Origin of the sequence: Streptomyces griseus (genome assembly GCF_001715295.1) — a bacterium.
In the GTDB taxonomy this organism is placed as follows: Bacteria; Actinomycetota; Actinomycetes; order Streptomycetales; family Streptomycetaceae; genus Streptomyces; species Streptomyces griseus_G.
Genome location: NZ_MDKB01000003.1, coordinates 787,031 through 803,951, shown reverse-complemented (window position 1 = coordinate 803,951; position 16,921 = coordinate 787,031). Strand labels below are relative to the sequence as shown.

Genomic DNA, 16,921 nt, shown 5'->3' with positions numbered 1-16,921 from the left:
GGCGGGTGAACGCACCGTTAAACTCGCACAAGAATTCGCGGTCCGGCACCGGGCCGGTACCTCACCATCGGGACAGGACAACGTGAAGGCTCTCGTACTCTCCGGCGGGGCGGGCACCCGCCTTCGCCCCATCACACACACGTCGGCCAAGCAGCTGGTTCCGGTGGCCAACAAGCCGGTCCTGTTCTACGGGCTGGAAGCCATCGCCGAGGCCGGGATCACGGATGTCGGCATCATCGTGGGTGACACGGCACCGGAGATCCGTGAGGCGGTCGGTGACGGTTCCGCGCTGGGCATCGACGTCACGTACATCCCGCAGGACGAGCCGCGCGGTCTCGCCCACGCGGTGCTCATCGCACGGGACTTCCTCGGTGACGACGACTTCGTCATGTACCTCGGCGACAACTTCATCGTGGGCGGCATCTCCGGGCTCGTCGAGGAGTTTCGCTCCGAGCGCCCCGAGGCGCAGATCCTGCTGACGAAGGTGCCCAACCCGACCGCCTTCGGTGTCGCGGAGCTCGACGACGAGGGCCGGGTGGCCTCGCTCGAGGAGAAGCCGAAGGAGCCGAAGAGCGATCTCGCGCTCGTCGGCGTCTACCTCTTCACCCCGGCCGTCCACGAGGCCGTACGCGCGATCGAGCCGTCCTGGCGCGGCGAGCTGGAGATCACGCACGCCATCCAGTGGCTGATCGACAAGCAGCACGACGTCCGCTCCACGACCATCTCCGGGTACTGGAAGGACACCGGCAACGTCACCGACATGCTGGAGGTCAACCGTTCCGTCCTGGAGACCCTGAAGCCCTCCACGGAGGGGACGGTCGACGAGAGCAGCGAGATCATCGGACGGGTCCGGATCGAGCCGGGGGCACGCGTCACCAGCAGCCGCATCGTCGGCCCGGTGATCATCGGCGCCGACTCGGTCATCAGCGACTCCTACGTCGGCCCGTTCACCTCGGTCTCGGAAGGCTGCCGGATCGAGGACAGCGAGATCGAGTACTCCATCGTCCTCCGCGGCGCGTCCATCTCCGGTGTGCGGCGCGTCGAGGCCTCGCTCATCGGCCGGGACGTCGAAGTGACCCCCGCGCCCCGTAACCCGTCCGCCCACCGACTCGTGCTCGGCGACCACAGCAAGGTGCAGATCTCTTCATGACGACCAACATCCTGGTGACCGGCGGGGCCGGATTCATCGGCTCCCACTACGTCCGTACCGTACTGGGCCCCCAGGGACCGGGCGATGTCGCCGTCACGGTCCTCGACAAGCTCACGTACGCGGGCAACCCGGCCAACCTCGACGAAGTCCGTGACCACCCGGGCTTCGCCTTCGTGCAGGGTGACATCTGCGACGCCGAGCTGGTCGGCAAGCTGATGGCCGAGCACGACCAGGTCGTGCACTTCGCCGCGGAGTCCCACGTGGACCGCTCCATCGACGGCGGTGCCGAGTTCGTCCGTACGAACGTCGTCGGCACGCACACCCTGATCCACGCCGCGCACCTGGCCGGTGTGAAGACCTTCGTGCACATCTCCACCGACGAGGTCTACGGGTCGATCGACGAGGGCTCCTGGCCCGAGACGCACCCGCTGGAGCCCAACTCGCCGTACTCCTCGGCCAAGGCCTCCAGTGACCTGATCGCCCTCTCCTACCACCGCACCCACGGCCTCGACGTGCGGGTGACCCGCTGCTCCAACAACTACGGGCACCACCACTTCCCGGAGAAGGTCATCCCGCTCTTCGTCACCAACCTGCTGGACGGCAAGACCGTGCCGCTGTACGGCGACGGCGCCAACGTGCGCGACTGGCTGCACATCGACGACCACGTCCAGGGCATCGAGCTCGTCCGCACCAAGGGCCGGGCCGGCGAGGTCTACAACATCGGCGGTGGCACCGAGCTCTCCAACAAGGAGCTCACCGGGCTGCTCCTGGAAGCCTGCGGCGCCGACTGGGAGACCAGCGTCACCTACGTCGAGGACCGCAAGGGCCACGACCGCCGCTACTCGGTCGACTGCACCAAGATCCGTGAGGAGCTCGGCTACGAGCCCCGCATGGACTTCGCCACCGGCCTCGCCGAGACCGTGCAGTGGTACCGCGACAACCGGGCCTGGTGGGAGCCGCTGAAGGACAGGGCCGCTCTGTGAGCGCCGTCTGGCTGGTGACCGGGGCCCAGGGCATGCTCGGGCAGGACGTCATGGCGCGGCTCGCCGGCGAGGACGTCACCGCCCTCGCCGCGGGCCGCGGCACCGTGGACGTCACCGACCCCTCCTCGGTCCGCGCCGCCTTCGCGGAGCACCGCCCCGCGGTGGTCGTCAACTGCGCCGCCTGGACGGCCGTCGACGACGCCGAGACGCAGGAGGAGGCCGCCCTGCGGGTCAACGGCAGGGGCGCCGAGGTCCTCGCCGAGGCGTGCCGCGAGCACGGCGCCGTCCTCCTGCAGGTGTCCACCGACTACGTCTTCGCCGGCGACGCGGAGAAGCCGTACCAGGAGGACGCCGCCACCGGGCCGCGCAGCGCCTACGGACGCACCAAGCTGGCCGGGGAGCGCGCGGTACTGGACACCCTCCCGGACACCGGGTACGTCGTGCGGACGGCCTGGCTGTACGGGGCCGGCGGCGGCAACTTCGTCCGGACGATGATCAAGCTGGAGGGCGTCAAGGACACCCTCGACGTGGTGGACGACCAGCGCGGTCAGCCCACCTGGACCGTCGACCTGGCCGACCGTCTGGTCCGGCTCGGGCAGGCGGCGCTCGCGGGTACCGCTCCCGCCGGTGTCTACCACGGCACCAGCGGTGGCGAGACGACCTGGTTCGGCCTCACCCGGGAGATCTTCGGTCTGCTGGGCGCGGACCCGGAGCGGGTGCGCCCGACGACCAGCGAGGCCTTCGTACGGCCGGCTCCCCGCCCCGCGTTCAGTGTGCTGGGGCACGACCGCTGGACGGCGGCCGGGATCGAGCCGATCCGCGACTGGCGGTCCGCGCTGGGCGAGGCCTTCCCCGCGCTGGTGGCGGCCGAAAGGCCCTGAACGCACCGCCCGACGCAACGGCCACGGCCGGGCTCCCCCAGGGGGAGCCCGGCCGTGGCCGTACCGGCACCAGGGCTTCCGAACCCCTGCGCGTAGGTCGTACGGAAAGGCTGCCGGACGACACGCTCATGGGATAGTTTCTTCGGAAAACCTGGCCAGTTGGTCCCTGTCGAAGGGCTGCTCCACGTGAACCGCCATGAGTTCCTCCGCTCCCTGCACCGCGTCTACCGGCCCCGGAACTATCTGGAGATCGGCGTCAACGACGGCAGGAGCCTGGCCCTTTCCCGGGTACCCTCGGTCGCCGTCGACCCGGCCTTCCGCGTGGTGACGGACATCAGCTGCGACGTCCACCTGGTCAGGGCCACGAGCGACGACTTCTTCGCGCGCAAGGACCCGCTGCTTCACCTGCGCAACGGCCGCAACCCCTTCCGGGCCCTCGCCCGGCGCGACCCGCTCAACCTGCTCGGCGCGGACCCGAAGCTGGAGCTCTCCTTCATCGACGGGATGCACCTCTTCGAGTACGCCCTGCGCGACTTCATGAACGTCGAGCGGCACTCCCGCTGGACGAGCGTGATCGTCCTGGACGACATGCTCCCGCGCGACGTCGACGAGGCGGCCCGGGACCGGCACACCAAGTTCTGGACCGGGGACGTCTACAAGGTGGCCCAGGTGCTGCGCCGCTACCGCCCCGACCTGCTGGTCGTCGAGGTGGACACGGAACCCACCGGGGTGGTGGCCGTCTTCGGCGCGGACCCCGACAACACCGTCCTGAAGGACGCGTACGACACGATCGTCGAGGAGTACGTCGTGCCCGACCCGCAGAACGTGCCCGACGAGGTGCTGGTGCGCAAGAACGCCGTCAGGCCCGAGGCACTCCTCGGTGCCGGTTTCTGGCCGGCGCTCGCCCGGGCGCGCAATCTGCGCCGGTCCCGGTCGGCCTTCGCTCCGCTCCGCAGGAGCATCGAGGCCGTGACGGTCTGAGCCGGACGGGGAACGCCGCCCCGCTCGTGGTGGCCGGGGGAGCGCCTAGGCACCCCGGCGGCCACGGCCGCGGGGGTGCCGCACACGGGAAGTCCCCGGTCCGTTTCTCCGGACCGGGGACTTTTCGTTCTCGCACCGCCTGTGCGGATCAGCCGCGGGCGCGCAGCTCCGCGTAGTACGCCCGGCAGTCCTCGTAGGAGGGCAGGAGGCCCTGCTTCTCCGCCTCGGCCAGGGTGGGGGCCGCGGCGTCCTTGTCGGAGAGCAGCGGGGTGACGTCGGCGGGCCATTCGATGCCCAGCGCCGGGTCGAGGGGGTTGATGCCGTGCTCACGGCCGGGGGAGTAGCCCTCCGAGCACAGGTAGACGACCGTCGCGTCGTCCGTCAGGGCCATGAAGGCGTGGCCGAGGCCCTCCGCGAGGTAGACGGACCGGTGGTCGACGTCGTCGAGCCGCACGGCCTCCCACTGCTTGTAGGTCGGGGAGCCGACCCGGATGTCCACGATGACGTCGAGTACCGCGCCCCGTACGCACTTGACGTACTTCGCCTGGCTCGGCGGCACGTCGGCGAAGTGGATCCCCCGCAGGGTGCCCCGGCTGGAGACGGAGCAGTTGGCCTGTTCGAGGCTCAGCCGGTGGCCGGCCCCCTCGGCGAAGGCGGCCCCCTGGAACCACTCGTGGAAGCTGCCGCGGCTGTCCGGGAAGACCTTGGGTTCATGGACCAGGGCACCCGCGATGGAGAGCTGCCGCATGTTGATCACGTCCTTGTGCTTGTTGCCGGTTCTGTTGCTCGGTGTGCGGTCAGCCGATGATCCGTGCGGCCAGACGACGGGCGCTCCTGCGGGCCCTGCCGGGGAGGCGGCGGGCGAGCGGACCGCCGACCGTGCGCAGCGCGCGGCGCACGGTGACCTTCCGGCGCCGGGACACCGCCCTGGCCACGAGCTCCGCGTCCGCCTCGGGCAGATCCGCGGGCAGCTTCACGCGGCCGCGGGAGTCGACGGAGACCTCGAAGAGGGGCAGCGGCGCGTTCTTCGCGCCGTCCAGGCGTACGGACAGCTGCCAGGTGCCTGCCGGGACGCCCGCCGCCCGGGTGGGCAGGGGGAGGTGGGCGCGTCCCTCCGTGGGCACCAGGACGGCCGGGAGCGTGTGGGTGGTGTCCCCCGAGGACAGGACGAGCTGAACCGGGGACTGGGCCGTCGCCGTGATGGTGAAGAGGTCCAGCCGGAGCTCGGGCCGACCGCCCGGGACGAGCAGGACGGGACGGCCCTCGAGGTACGTCGCCAGCCGCTTGCCGCGGCGGGCGACGTCGAGCGTGAGGTTGCCGTGCGGGTCGGTGAAGTACGGGATGACGGCGCGCGCGGGGGAGCCCAGGGACGCGGGAAGGCAGGCGGCGTCCACGTGCTGGGCGCGGTCCGCGCCGAGGCGGGCCTTGCGCACCAGACCCAGGCCGCGCAGCGGGACCCAGACGTCCCAGAAGCCGCGCGAGACGCGTCCGCGGCCCTTGACGGCCTCGGAGGTCACGTGCCCGGAGCCGTGCAGGACCACTTCGCAGGTGTCGTCGCCGAGATCCTCGATCTCGGTCGTGAACGTCGCCGGACAGGGCCACTCGACGGCCGTCTCGCGGTTCCGCAGGGAGATCTCCCCGGCGTAGCCGCCGATGTCGTCCGTGACGTCCAGGAGTTCTCCGGCCGGCAGCAGCCCTTCGGTGAAGTCGGGGTGCAGGAAGTAGCGGTCGTCGCGCCGGAGCAGCTTGAGCGGCGCCCGGTCCTCACCGTGGACGAGACGGCCGGTCACGGTGACGGCGATCCGCCCGTCCGGCTGCCAGGTGAAGTCCTGCAGGCGGGCCGTCGCCTTCACGGAGGCGGCGAACCGGGCGATCCGAAGGAGACCCTGACGGTCGTCCTTGCGCAGCAGCGTGGAGCGCAGCCGCTGGACGGGACCCAGTCCGTCGTGGACGCCGTCGTCCATGAAGTCCTCGGCCAGGGGCCTGACGGCGTCGCACATCTCGTCGAGGTACTCCGGCGTGTACTTGACGACGGCCGGCTCGCTGAGGCGGCCCAGCATCTCCACACGGTAGAAGCGGCGGAGCAGGAGGTCCCGGAACTCCCCGGGCTCGGTGTTCTCCACGACGACGTCGAGGACCTCGCGGAGGTTCCCGTAGTAGCCGGACGGGACGATCTTCGCGGATCCGGCGTTCTGCCCGTCGTCCCGCTTCGAGTAGTAGTAGCAGGTGTAGTTGCCCAGGATGGAGACGACCTTCGCGGGGAAGTACGCCTGCATCATGTAGAGCTGGTCCTCCAGGCGGCGCTTCCCCTCGGGGTAGGCGATGCCGTTCTCGCGGAGGAACTCCGTGCGGAACATCTTGTGCGGGGTCAGGCTGTCGTACAGGGGGGCGTCCTGCAGGGTGCACTTCTCGCGCGTCTTCTTGAAGACGCCGTGCGGGACACCCCGGAAGTTGCTGGCCACCTTGCCGATGACGATGTCCGAACCGTTACGGTGCCCGATCGCGTACAGGCGCTGCAGCGCCTCCGTGGCGAGGTAGTCGTCCTGGTCCACGAATTGCACGTATTCGCCCTTGGCCTCCGCCACCCCGATATTGCGGGGCTTTCCGGGCCACCCCGAATTGGGGATGGTGATCACACGGAAGTGGGGGTGCTCGACCGCCAGCGCCTCGAGCCGTTCGCGGGTGTCGTCCGTCGAGCCGTCGTTGACGAAAAGGACCTCGAAATCGTCCGCGGGGAGGCTCTGGCGCAGCAGCGAATCGATGCAGGGATCGATGTACTTGCCCGGGTTGTACACCGGAATGACGACACTCACTTTGACTGACACGACTGTGCCCCATCTCTGAGAACCCTGGACGACAAGGTGGGGTTGGGACCGGCAGCCGATCTTTAGGCATGGGCCACCGCCCGCATGCACTCTAGCGGTTGTCAGGATCGAACAGTTCGGACACCTGTGGGCGCGGTGTCATGTGCCGGTGGTCACGGCGTCACCCGAGAGGTACCCGGATCCCCTCAAGTGTGTCCGGATCCTCACACACAGATGTGACCGGACACGGCATATGTGCGTTAGCGTCGGGCGTTCTCATGACACACCTGTGAGCGGATCCAGGGCGCACCGCCCCCGTTCAGCTCTTCCGGGAGGGCGCACATCTCTTCGCGCATCGTCAGCCGTATCCGCAGTACACGCTGGTCACGCGGTTCGGTGGCCGAGTGTTTCTCGGGTCGCGACAACAGCCTCGGTCTCATAAGGCTCACGTTGGCCTCCGCCGTCGTCGTCTCCCACGCGAGCGTGCTGGGCTTCGGCGACACCGAGTTCGGCCACGACTTCAGCCACGGGCAGACCGACCTCGGGAAGATGTCCGTCTACGGCTTCTTCGTCCTCTCCGGGATCCTCGTCACACGCAGCGGGAAGAGGCTGTCCCTGGGGCGCTTCCTCTGGCACCGCGCACTGCGGCTGCTTCCCGGCCTGTGGGTCTGCCTCGCGGTGACCGCCTTCGTCGTCGCCCCCTTCCTCTACTGGCGGCAGCAGGGCGGGCTGGACGGCTTCTGGGGACACGAGCGCGGTCCGCTCGATTACATGGCGTCCAACTGGGCGGTCGCCCCCCGGCAGAACGACGTCTCCGGCGTCGTGGCCACCGCGGGCAACTCGGGGCTCGCGCACAGTCCCAGCATCGACGCCGCCCTGTGGTCACTGCGCTACGAGGTGCTCTGTTACGTCGGGGTGGCCGTGCTCGCCCTGACGGGGGCTCTCGCTCGGGCGCGCCGGGTCGTGCTCCTGCTCGTCGGTGTGCTGGGCTGGCTGATTCTCCGCAACGCCCTCACCACCCCGTTCTGGGCGGGCTTCAGCGACTCCTCGTACCACGGATCCATCGAGTTCTTCACGGTGACGGGCCGGTTCGACCCGGACGTCGTTCTCTACCTCAGCTTCGCCTTCGGCCTCGGGACGCTGATCGAGCTGTACCGCGAGCGCGTCCCGGTCAGCGACGTCCTGGGTGTGGCCTCGGGCCTGGTCCTGCTCGGCAGCCTCCGTTTCGGTTACTTCTTCGTCGTCGGCCTGCCCGCCTTCGCCTACCTGCTGCTGTGGCTCGCCATTCGGCTGCCCGCGCCGTTCCGGCGCATCGGCGCCCGCCACGACTACTCGTACGGCATCTACATCTACGGCTTCGCCGTGCAGCAGTCCCTGGTCGCGCTGGGGCTGGCACGGTGGGGTTTCTGGCCCTACCTCGCCCTGTCGCTGGCGGGTGCGGTGACCGCTGCGGTGCTCTCCTGGCACCTGGTGGAACGGCCGGCCATGCGGCTCAAGGACATCGGCTCCGCGCGGAAGACGCGGCCGGGAACCGCCGCGGGGGAACCGACCGCCTCCGAGCCGGCGACCGGCCCGGGCGCCGCCGCTGGGACCGCCGGAGGGCTCGCTCCCCGGCCGGCGGCGATGACCGCCGTAGGGGACGCCGATGTGCCCGCCTCCGCCGGGAGCCTGGAAGGCGCGAGCGGACCGCACGCCCGCTGACCCCGCAGGCCCGCCCCGGTGGGTAGTCCTCCGGCCCCCGCCCGACGGGCGGGGGCCGGCCCGTTTTCCCGGGCCGCAGGCCGCGAGGCGCCCGCGGGCCGGACGACGTCCGGATGAAGTCGGCCTGTCATCCGGATGTACGCGATCTTCCGCATGAAGCAACCTGTTGCACGAACTGCCCGTCCTCCCTCGGGGAAGGGAACGAACGGCGCGCCCGTGCGCCCGTGCTGTTCTCCCGAGCGATGCGGACCAGGAGCGATGACCAGTAACACGCCGGACGTGAGTGTCGTGATCGGCGCCTACGAAGCGATGCCCTACCTGACCCGCTGCCTGGATTCCGTCGAGGCCCAGACGCTTCCGGCCGACCGGATGGAGATCATCGCCGTCGACGACGGCTCCACGGACGGCACGGGGGAATACCTGGACGAGTTCGCCGCCCGGACCGCCGTCCCGATGCGTGTGGTCCACCAGGAGAACTCCGGCGGGCCCAGCAACCCGCGCAACGTCGGGCTCGGCCTCGCCCGAGGCCGCTACGTCTTCTTCCTGGACGCGGACGACTACTTCGGCGAGCAGGCCCTGGAGCGCATGGTCGCGATGGCTGACCGGGCGGGCACGGACGTCGTGCTCGGCCGTACCGTCGGCGTCAACCGGGGAGCGCCGAAGTCGATGTGGAAGGAGACCGTCGAGCGGGCGGACCTCTACTCCTCCCACATCAAATACACCCTGAGCGCCCAGAAGCTGTTCCGGCGGTCACTGCTCGTCCGGCTGGGGATGACGTTCGACGAAGGGCTGAAAACAGGCGAGGACGCCCTGTTCACCATGGAGGCGTACCTCCGGGGCGACGGGGTCTCCGTCGTCGCCGACCACACCTGCTACTACCTGGTGGGCCGGGAGGACGGCAAACACGTCACGCGCAGTGGAGGGCATCTGCTGCGCTTCGACTCGGCCCGCGCGCTGATGGGCCTCATCGCGCGGTACGTCCCGCCGGGCCCGCGCCGGGACACGCTGATGATCCGGCCGTTCGTCGTCACCCTGCTCCCGCAGTTCGGGCCGGTGCTGCTGAGGCAGTCCGAGGCCGTACGGCGGGAGAAGACGGAACGGGCGGTACCGCTGATGGAGGCCTACTGGACCCCGGGAGTGGCCCGTCGCCTCAAGGTGCAGGAACGGCTGAGGCTGCTCTGTGTGGCCGAAGGGCGCATCGACCTGCTCCTGGACGTCCTGCGCTTCATGGAGAGCGGCGAGGAACCCGAGGTGGTCCGCAGGGGGGCCCGTCTCTACCTGGCCTATCCGCACTTCCGGGAGGACGGCGCCCTGCCCGACCCGGCGTACGAGGTGACGGTGACCGAGTGGATCGGCGGCAGAAGGATCGAGGTGCCGGCAGGCCGGTCCCCGGCCGCTCTCGCCCGGCGGCTGGCGCGCCGGGCGCGTAACCGGGCCCGGCGTGTCCTGCGCGCGCGGTGACGGCTGTGCGGGGCCCGCGGCCCGGTGGACACGGCGGTCCGGGCCCGGTCCTCACTGGTCGGGGCGCAGAAGCTTCTTCACCGGACGCCCCACCACACGCCTGGCCCGCCGGTAGACCGCCGGCAGCGCGGTCGCGCTGTCGGTGCCCTGCCCCCTGAAGCCCACCCGGCGGCTCCGGGCGCCGAGCTGGGAGAGCAGGGCGGCGTTCTGCTGGGTCAGCTCGTCGAGCCTGCTCTGCATGAAGCTGAAGCGACCACGCAGCGACTCGGGGTCGCTGTCCACCCACGGCCGGACGGCGGGCGGGAGGCTCAGCTCGGCCAGTCGCGCGTCGAACGCCGCCCCGCCGTCGCCATGGGTGAAGGCGTTCTCCAGGCCGTTCTTCTCCATGAAGCCGGTGAAGCGCAGGAAACGCTCCTTGTGACCGTTGACCAGGTCACCGAAGTCGGCGGCCTCGTAGAGCTCGGCGGGGTCGGTGTTCCTGGGCGTCTCGGATATCTTGCGGTGCGGTATGGCGAAGTACCGGCACAGCTCCAGGGTCCGGGAGTCGCTGCACAGCACGGTGCTCGGCACGCCCGCCAGCAGGGCCGCGATGTTGCCGTGGATGCGGGAGCCGAACGAGAAGTCGAAGGCGCGCAGTTCCCTGATCCAGGTGGCCGGGTCCACGTAGAGCCGGACCTTGCCCTCCTGGTACATCGGGTGGGAGGGGTGCGTCGGCATCGAGGTCTGCGCCCCGGTCGGGTGCGCGGTCTCCCGCCAGTGCAGCAACTCGGCCTCGAGAAGGTTCTGTCCGACGAACCGCAGATGCGGGTAGCGCGCGTGGGCCTGCCGGATGATGGCGTCGAGGCCGTGCGAACGTACGGCGCTGTGCGAGCCGTTCACCGAGATGCGGGACTCCGAGGTGAGCGCTTCCACCCGCTTCTCGAGCGTGAACGTTTCGCCGTTCATGAACATCGAGGGGCAGCCGATGACCTCGACGTCCCGGAAGCCCATGGCGTTGAGGTACTGCTCGGTGAACTCTCCCCGCACGCCGACGGACGCGCTGCGGTTGAGTACCTCGGTGACGAATTCCCTGACCGTCGGCTCCATGGGCTTCAGCCGCGCCGCGTTGTACTTGAGGTCCGCCTGTGCGCCGACACCCAGCACGACCACGGGTATGCGCAGCTTCTTGATCAACTGCGTCATCCGCTTGAGCGGCCGTTCGAAGCTCGGCCGGAAGGCGTTGGCCAGGGGAACGACGAAGACGTCGTACTCCTCGTTGATGCGCTCGGCCGCCGACGGGTCCGCACGGATGCCGTTGGAGGAGACCTCGGTCCGCGGCGTGCTCAGCAGTTTGTGCGCCGCGTCGCTGAAGATCAGGTTGCCCGCGTTCGTCGCGAAGACGTCTCTGTGGAGTGACTGCTCCACGGAAGCGACATCGAAGGGGCTCTTGCCCGATCTGACGAGAATGCGCCTTTTGCGGGTCGGTTCATCTGTCACCCGTAGAGCGTAGCCCGATGAATGGGCGATGGAGATGACGTGAATGGCTCTTTTCCGCTGTACGCCGACGGGTCGTCGGGTGTCCCGGCGCGGCCCGACGCTGACGTTCCGTCGGCCGGCCGGCCGCGGCGTCGGAACGGGCGTGATACGGGCGTTGGGCAGGCAGTGGTACGCCGGCTGAGACGGCACGGCGCGGTGTCGGCCGCCTCGCGTAGATTGTGGGAATCGAGCAGGCCGACGTGATGGGGACGTACGTGTCAGGGGCAACGGAATCCGAAGGCGTACTCCGCGCACCCTCCGGTGGCGGCGCGGGGCAGCGAAGGCCGGGCGTGACCGACGCCCGCCGGATCGTGGTCAAGGTCGGCTCCTCCTCGCTCACCACCGCGGCCGGCGGCCTCGACGCCGACCGCGTCGACGCGCTCGTCGACGTACTCGCCAAGGTCAGGAGCGGCGGGGAGCGGGAGATCGTCCTCGTCTCCAGCGGTGCCATCGCCGCCGGCCTCGCGCCCCTCGGGCTCGTCCGCAGGCCCAAGGACCTGGCCCGCCAGCAGGCCGCGGCCAGCGTCGGCCAGGGACTGCTCGTCGCCCGGTACACCGCGTCCTTCGCCCGCTACGGCGTACGCGTCGGCCAGGTGCTCCTCACGTCCGACGACACCAGCCGGCGTGCCCACTACCGCAACGCCTACAGCACGCTCGACCAGCTCCTGGAGATGGGTGCGTTCCCCGTCGTCAACGAGAACGACACCGTCGCCACGGACGAGATCCGGTTCGGAGACAACGACCGGCTCGCGGCCCTCGTCGCCCATCTCGTCCACGCCGACCTCCTCGTCCTGCTCTCCGACGTGGACGGCCTCTACGACGGTGACCCGAGCACCCCCGGCACCTCCCGCATCGCCGAGGTGAGCGGACCGGCGGACCTGGAGGGCGTCACGATCGGCAGCGCGGGCAAGGCGGGCGTCGGCACCGGGGGCATGGTCACCAAGGTGGAGGCCGCCCGGATCGCCACCGCCGCCGGGATCCCGGTGGTCCTCACGTCCGCGAGCCGGGTCGCCGACGCACTCGCCGGCCGCGATACCGGTACGTACTTCCACCGCACCGGGCGGCGCTCGGCCGACCGGCTGCTCTGGCTGGCCCACGCCTCGACCCCGCAGGGCGCGCTCGTCCTGGACGACGGCGCCGTGCGGGCTGTCGTCGAGCGCCGCACGTCGCTGCTGCCCGCCGGCATCTGCTCCGTCGAGGGCGAGTTCTCGGCGGGCGATCCCGTGGAGCTGCGGGACACGGCCGGGGCCGCGGTCGCCCGCGGGCTCGTCAACTTCGACGCCAAGGAGATCCCCCAGCTGCTCGGCCGCTCCACCCGCGACCTGGCACGCGAGCTCGGCCCGGCGTACGAGCGGGAGGTCGTACACAGGGACGATCTCGTCGTCCTGACGCCCCGCCCGGTCTCCCGAAACGGCTGAAAGTCCAGTCTCCGGAGGAGAGCTTTACCAAAACCCCTCCAAGCCCGCCCCCGGACTGGTCAACTTTGTCACGGGGATACGAGGGGGCAGTACTGCCACGCATTCAGCACCGCTACGCATTCACAGGAGGCCGCCGGTGAGACGAGCGCGCCCGGGGGCGCCGCCCCGCGGAACGGGCAGCCGTGCCCTGACCAGCGTCGGAGCAGGGGCCGACTTCCACGGCCCGCCCACCGACCCCACCTCCGAGCAGGAACCGGTGGCCACGGACGGGGAGGGGGTCAGGTCCAGGCTGTGGCACATCACCCTCAGCGTCTCCGGCAGTGAGACACCGCTGAAGGAGGTCAGACGCGGACTGGAACAGCTGGCACACGACCATCCCTTCCTGCTGACCAGCCGCTACGCCAACGACCACGCCGAGGTCCGCTACTGGGAGGAGGCGCGCGACCTGCACGACGCCGCGGCGGTGGCGCTGCGGTTGTGGGGCGAGCACCGCTCCAGTGCCGGACTGCCGCCCTGGGAGATCGTCGGGTTGGAGGTCATCGACCGGGAGACGTACCACCAGCGCATCGCGGAGGGCTACGGCCCGCCCCCGGCGGCACCGGTGGGGGTGCATCCGTACTGAGCGGGGCGCGTCCGTACGGCGCATCCGTACTGCGCCTGGCGCGTCCGTACCGGTCGCTGAGGGTGGGGCGGCGCACGGCGAGCGGGCCGCGTGCGGTGCGGGCGCCGGGCGAAGGGAAACGGGCAGGCGGCTCGCCTCCGCCCCCTGGTGTACGGAGAGCGTGCGCGCCCTTCGGGGAGTGTCCTTCCGTGCGTACCGGTGCGGGGGGCCGGGGCACGCACCCGTGCCCGTGCCGGTCATGGGCGGTGCGGAGACGGGGCCGGCCCGGTTGCCGGCCCTGGGACGCCCGTCTCGCATCACGGGATACGAGGCGGATGCCCGCGGCCCGCGCATTACCCTGCGGGCATGACCACGCTTTCGCCGTACGACAACATGTCCCCGGTCGTCCAGGCCGCCTACCGGTCGCGTGCCGCCGCCGCCGACATCGCGCCACTCCCGCGCTCGGCGAAGGACGACGCTCTGCTGGCGATCGCGGACGCGCTGGAGGTACGCACCAGCGAACTCGTCGAGGCCAACGCCCAGGACGTCGCAAGGGCCCGAGAGGCGGGGACGGGCGAGTCGATCGTCGACCGGCTCACGCTCACGCCGGAGCGCATCCGGGCCATCGCCGCGGACGTCCGCGCCGTGGCCGCCCTGCCCGACCCCGTCGGCGAGGTGGTCCGTGGGTCCACCCTTCCCAACGGTATCGATCTGCGCCAGGTGCGGGTCCCGCTCGGTGTGGTCGGCATCATCTACGAGGCGCGGCCCAACGTGACGGTCGACGCTGCCGCGCTCTGCCTGAAGTCCGGCAACGCCGTGCTCCTGCGGGGGTCCTCGTCCGCGCACGCCTCCAACACGGCCCTCGTGCGGGTGCTGCGCGACGCGGTGGGCGGTTCCGGGCTGCCGGCCGACGCGGTGCAGCTGGTCCCGGGGGAGAGCCGCGACTCGGTGCGCGAACTGATGCGGGCCCGCGGCCTGGTCGACGTGCTGATCCCGCGCGGGGGTGCGTCCCTCATCCGCACGGTCGTGGAGGAGTCGACGGTGCCGGTCATCGAGACCGGCACCGGTAATTGTCACGTCTACGTGGACGCGCAGACGGACCTGGACATGGCCGTCGACATCCTGCTCAACTCCAAGGCCCAGCGGCCGAGTGTCTGCAACTCCGCGGAGACCCTCCTCGTCCACCAGGACGTCGCCGCGGCCTTCCTGCCGCGAGCTCTGGACGCGCTGGCCACGGCGGGGGTGACGGTGCACGGCGACGAGCGGGTGCTGGAGTACGCCCGGGGGACCAAGGCGACGGTCGTCGCGGCGACGCCGGAGGACTGGGAGACCGAGTACCTCTCGTACGACATCGCGGCGGCGGTCGTGGAGTCCCTGGACGCGGCCGTGGCACACATCCGGCTCTGGTCCTCCGGTCACACCGAGGCGATCGTCACCACCTCGCAGGCGGCGGCCCGCCGGTTCACCCAGTTGGTGGATTCGACGACGGTGGCGGTGAACGCGTCCACGCGTTTCACGGACGGCGGCGAGTTCGGCTTCGGCGCCGAGATCGGCATCTCCACCCAGAAGCTGCACGCCCGCGGCCCGATGGGGCTGCCGGAACTCACGTCGACGAAGTACATCGTCACGGGGGACGGCCACATCCGGTAGGCAGGCTGTCGCACGCGTCCCCGTTCGGTGCCCGGAGCGCTCTCCGCAGGTGCCCGGAGCGCTTATCGCCAGGTGCGGTGAGCTCTTCGCCGAGGTGCTGAGTGCTTTTCGCGGGGGTGCACCGGAGTGCCTCTCGCGGGTGTGCGAAGGGGCGACCCGCAGGTGTGCGGCGGGTGCTCGTAGGGCGCGTGTCGCAGAGAGCCCGCAGCTGTGGCGCAGGTGCCCTGCCGGCGACTCTCGGACCTCCCGGGGCCCGGGCGCGGAGCCAGACGGCAGAGGACGCGGGCGCCGTGTGCAGACCGGTGTGCCGACGGCGGCGGCCCGGCGGTGGTGAGGAGGGCGAGTTCGTGAGCTGTCTGCCCAAACCGCCCCGTCGGGGCTACCCTGATGCTGTGCCGGACGACGTGGGGGGCAGGCCGTTTCCCGACGGCTGGGAGCCCGACGACGACCGCGGGGGCGCGGACGAGGACTTCGCCTCCGTGGTGTTCGACGAGGACTTCGTGAGGTCCGCGGAGATACACGAACCCACCGCGGTGGAGCGACTGCTCGAGGCCGCGCAGGCCCGGGCCGAAGCCGAGGCGAGCCGCGCACGCTCCGGTGGCGCCGCCATGGACGACGACCTCTACGACGCCGACTACGGGCCGGACGGCGCGTACGGCCGCGACAGGGGCTCCGGCAGTTCGTACGACCTCGATGAGCCCTACGGCGACGTTGACGGCCCCGACGGCCCGTACGGTCGCCATGGTGGCGCCCTGCGGCCCTACCGGGGCACCGCGCGCTGGCATCGGCCGGTCGCCTGGCTTCTTGCCGTGCTGATGGGGATCGGAATGGTCGCCCTCGCCTTCAACGCCGTCTACAGAGGCGGCGCCGCCTCTCGGCAGGAACAGGTGCCCTCACCGGTGACCAGCGGCTCCGGCGCACCGGGCGCGGCGCCCACCGCCACCGCCGGGCACCCCCTCCCCGCAGTCTCCGCAGCCCCCCGCACACCCTGAGTCCCCCGCCACGGGGCGCGTCGCCGTACCGCTGACGCACGGCCGCCGCCGCCCCCGCGAGGCTCCGCTTGCGCAGTTCCGCGAGGGCAGCGCGGCCCGGGCTCGTCCGCGTGGTTCGGCTCGGTCTGCTGGTGGCGTCCGGCCCGGGCTCGTCTGTGTGCTTCGGCTCGGGTCTGCTTGTGTGGTTCGGCCCAGGCCCGCTGCGTGGTCCCACCTGACCGGTCCCGTCCGCGCGGTGACCGGTCCCGCCTGCGCGGCCCCGCCCTGTCCGGCACGCTCGGGCCGCCGGCAGAGCCCGAGGCCCCCCGCCTCGTGGGGCGGGGTGGTCACCCGCGCTCCGTGGGTGCGGGACGGCCACCCGCGCTCCATGGGGGTGGGACGGCCGGCCGCCCGCGCTGCTCGCTGGTGTCCCGCACCGGCGGCCGTTCGAGCCGCGTGGTTCACAAGGCCCGGCGCCGCGCGGCCCGGCCATGAGGGTCACCGACCAGCGGCTCGGACCGGTGTGGGCGGGCGGTGGACCGCCCTGTGGTGCCGGGCGACGGATCGGCCCGGTGGCGTAACCGCGTGGGCTCCCGGCTGCGCTCCCACCTGCAGGGCGTTTACCTTGATGGCGATCGACCTACTCTGCATGGAGGACCTGGTGCCCCGGTCCCCCGCTCCCCGTCCGTCTCCCGGGCAGAGGGGTGCGGGCCGCGCACGTATCACTCCGCCACGCACGACCCGTGAAGACAGGTCCGCCCGACGCCACCGGCCCGGGCGGAACCCGGCACCCGCCCTCGCCGAT

Annotated in this window: 13 protein-coding genes; 10 read left to right on the top strand and 3 right to left on the bottom strand. The window is 71.0% G+C overall.

The genetic code is table 11. The features are described 5' to 3' along the window. Nucleotides 1-82: 82 nt before the first annotated feature. The 4 genes from BA175_RS19830 (at nt 83) to BA175_RS19815 (ending at nt 3,995) form a co-directional block, all read left to right on the top strand. Nucleotides 83-1,150 carry a glucose-1-phosphate thymidylyltransferase gene (locus tag BA175_RS19830; protein WP_069172771.1) on the top strand — a complete coding sequence of 356 codons (1,068 nt, stop codon included), beginning with the start codon at nt 83-85 and terminating at the stop codon, nt 1,148-1,150. Continuing rightward, nucleotides 1,147-2,133 carry a dTDP-glucose 4,6-dehydratase gene (gene rfbB, locus BA175_RS19825; protein WP_069172770.1) on the top strand — a complete coding sequence of 329 codons (987 nt, stop codon included), beginning with the start codon at nt 1,147-1,149 and terminating at the stop codon, nt 2,131-2,133. Before BA175_RS19830 ends, rfbB begins: the two co-directional genes overlap by 4 nt. Continuing rightward, nucleotides 2,130-3,014 carry a dTDP-4-dehydrorhamnose reductase gene (gene rfbD, locus BA175_RS19820; protein WP_079159688.1) on the top strand — a complete coding sequence of 295 codons (885 nt, stop codon included), beginning with the start codon at nt 2,130-2,132 and terminating at the stop codon, nt 3,012-3,014. The genes rfbB and rfbD overlap by 4 nt, the downstream gene beginning before the upstream one ends. Before the next feature lie 186 nt (nt 3,015-3,200). Then, complete coding sequence (locus BA175_RS19815; protein WP_069173125.1) at nt 3,201-3,995, top strand: methyltransferase type 11; 795 nt, start codon at nt 3,201-3,203, stop codon at nt 3,993-3,995. Between the two features lie 148 nt (nt 3,996-4,143). Here BA175_RS19815 and rfbC read toward each other — a convergent pair whose 3' ends face one another. Together rfbC and BA175_RS19805 are read right to left on the bottom strand one after the other, a co-directional pair. After that, a complete protein-coding gene (gene rfbC / locus BA175_RS19810) occupies nt 4,144-4,743 on the bottom strand; it encodes a dTDP-4-dehydrorhamnose 3,5-epimerase (RefSeq protein ID WP_069173124.1) in 600 nt (199 codons plus the stop codon). A 49-nt stretch (nt 4,744-4,792) separates the two neighbouring features. Then, the gene (locus BA175_RS19805; protein WP_069172769.1) at nt 4,793-6,820 is read right to left on the bottom strand and encodes a glycosyltransferase family 2 protein; all 2,028 of its coding nucleotides are present in this window, start codon (nt 6,818-6,820) and stop codon (nt 4,793-4,795) included. A gap of 375 nt (nt 6,821-7,195) precedes the next feature. Here BA175_RS19805 and BA175_RS19800 point away from each other — a divergent pair, with 375 nt between their 5' ends. Together BA175_RS19800 and BA175_RS19795 are read left to right on the top strand one after the other, a co-directional pair. Next, the gene (locus BA175_RS19800) at nt 7,196-8,500 is read left to right on the top strand and encodes an acyltransferase family protein (protein ID WP_302622497.1); all 1,305 of its coding nucleotides are present in this window, start codon (nt 7,196-7,198) and stop codon (nt 8,498-8,500) included. Between the two features lie 258 nt (nt 8,501-8,758). Then, nucleotides 8,759-9,961: a glycosyltransferase family 2 protein gene (locus tag BA175_RS19795; protein WP_069172768.1), complete on the top strand. Its 1,203-nt coding sequence runs from the start codon at nt 8,759-8,761 to the stop codon at nt 9,959-9,961. A 51-nt stretch (nt 9,962-10,012) separates the two neighbouring features. Here BA175_RS19795 and BA175_RS19790 read toward each other — a convergent pair whose 3' ends face one another. Then, entirely contained in the window at nt 10,013-11,437 is a 1,425-nt protein-coding gene (locus tag BA175_RS19790; RefSeq protein WP_069172767.1) for a polysaccharide pyruvyl transferase family protein, read from the bottom strand. 329 nt (nt 11,438-11,766) lie between these two features. On the opposite strand from BA175_RS19790, the gene proB reads away from it, so the two are divergent. The 4 genes from proB (at nt 11,767) to BA175_RS19770 (ending at nt 16,137) form a co-directional block, all read left to right on the top strand. Continuing rightward, nucleotides 11,767-12,894 (top strand): glutamate 5-kinase, encoded by a 1,128-nt coding sequence (gene proB, locus BA175_RS19785; RefSeq protein ID WP_069172766.1) that lies wholly within the window; start codon nt 11,767-11,769, stop codon nt 12,892-12,894. Between the two features lie 136 nt (nt 12,895-13,030). Further along, nucleotides 13,031-13,516 (top strand): hypothetical protein, encoded by a 486-nt coding sequence (locus tag BA175_RS19780; RefSeq protein ID WP_069172765.1) that lies wholly within the window; start codon nt 13,031-13,033, stop codon nt 13,514-13,516. 345 nt (nt 13,517-13,861) lie between these two features. After that, nucleotides 13,862-15,145 (top strand): glutamate-5-semialdehyde dehydrogenase, encoded by a 1,284-nt coding sequence (locus BA175_RS19775; RefSeq protein ID WP_069172764.1) that lies wholly within the window; start codon nt 13,862-13,864, stop codon nt 15,143-15,145. A 392-nt stretch (nt 15,146-15,537) separates the two neighbouring features. After that, nucleotides 15,538-16,137, top strand: coding sequence for an SCO2584 family spore wall biosynthesis protein (locus BA175_RS19770; protein WP_069172763.1), 600 nt, complete (start codon nt 15,538-15,540; stop codon nt 16,135-16,137). The last annotated feature ends 784 nt before the right edge of the window (nt 16,138-16,921 follow it).

Excerpts from the sequence above, each read along its gene's own strand:
- rfbB (WP_069172770.1), top strand. The coding sequence starts at position 1,147 with ATGACGACCAACATCCTGGTGACCGGCGGGGCCGGATTCATCGGCTCC.
- rfbC (WP_069173124.1), bottom strand. The coding sequence starts at position 4,743 with ATGCGGCAGCTCTCCATCGCGGGTGCCCTGGTCCATGAACCCAAGGTC.
- BA175_RS19795 (WP_069172768.1), top strand. The coding sequence starts at position 8,759 with ATGACCAGTAACACGCCGGACGTGAGTGTCGTGATCGGCGCCTACGAA.
- BA175_RS19775 (WP_069172764.1), top strand. The coding sequence starts at position 13,862 with ATGACCACGCTTTCGCCGTACGACAACATGTCCCCGGTCGTCCAGGCC.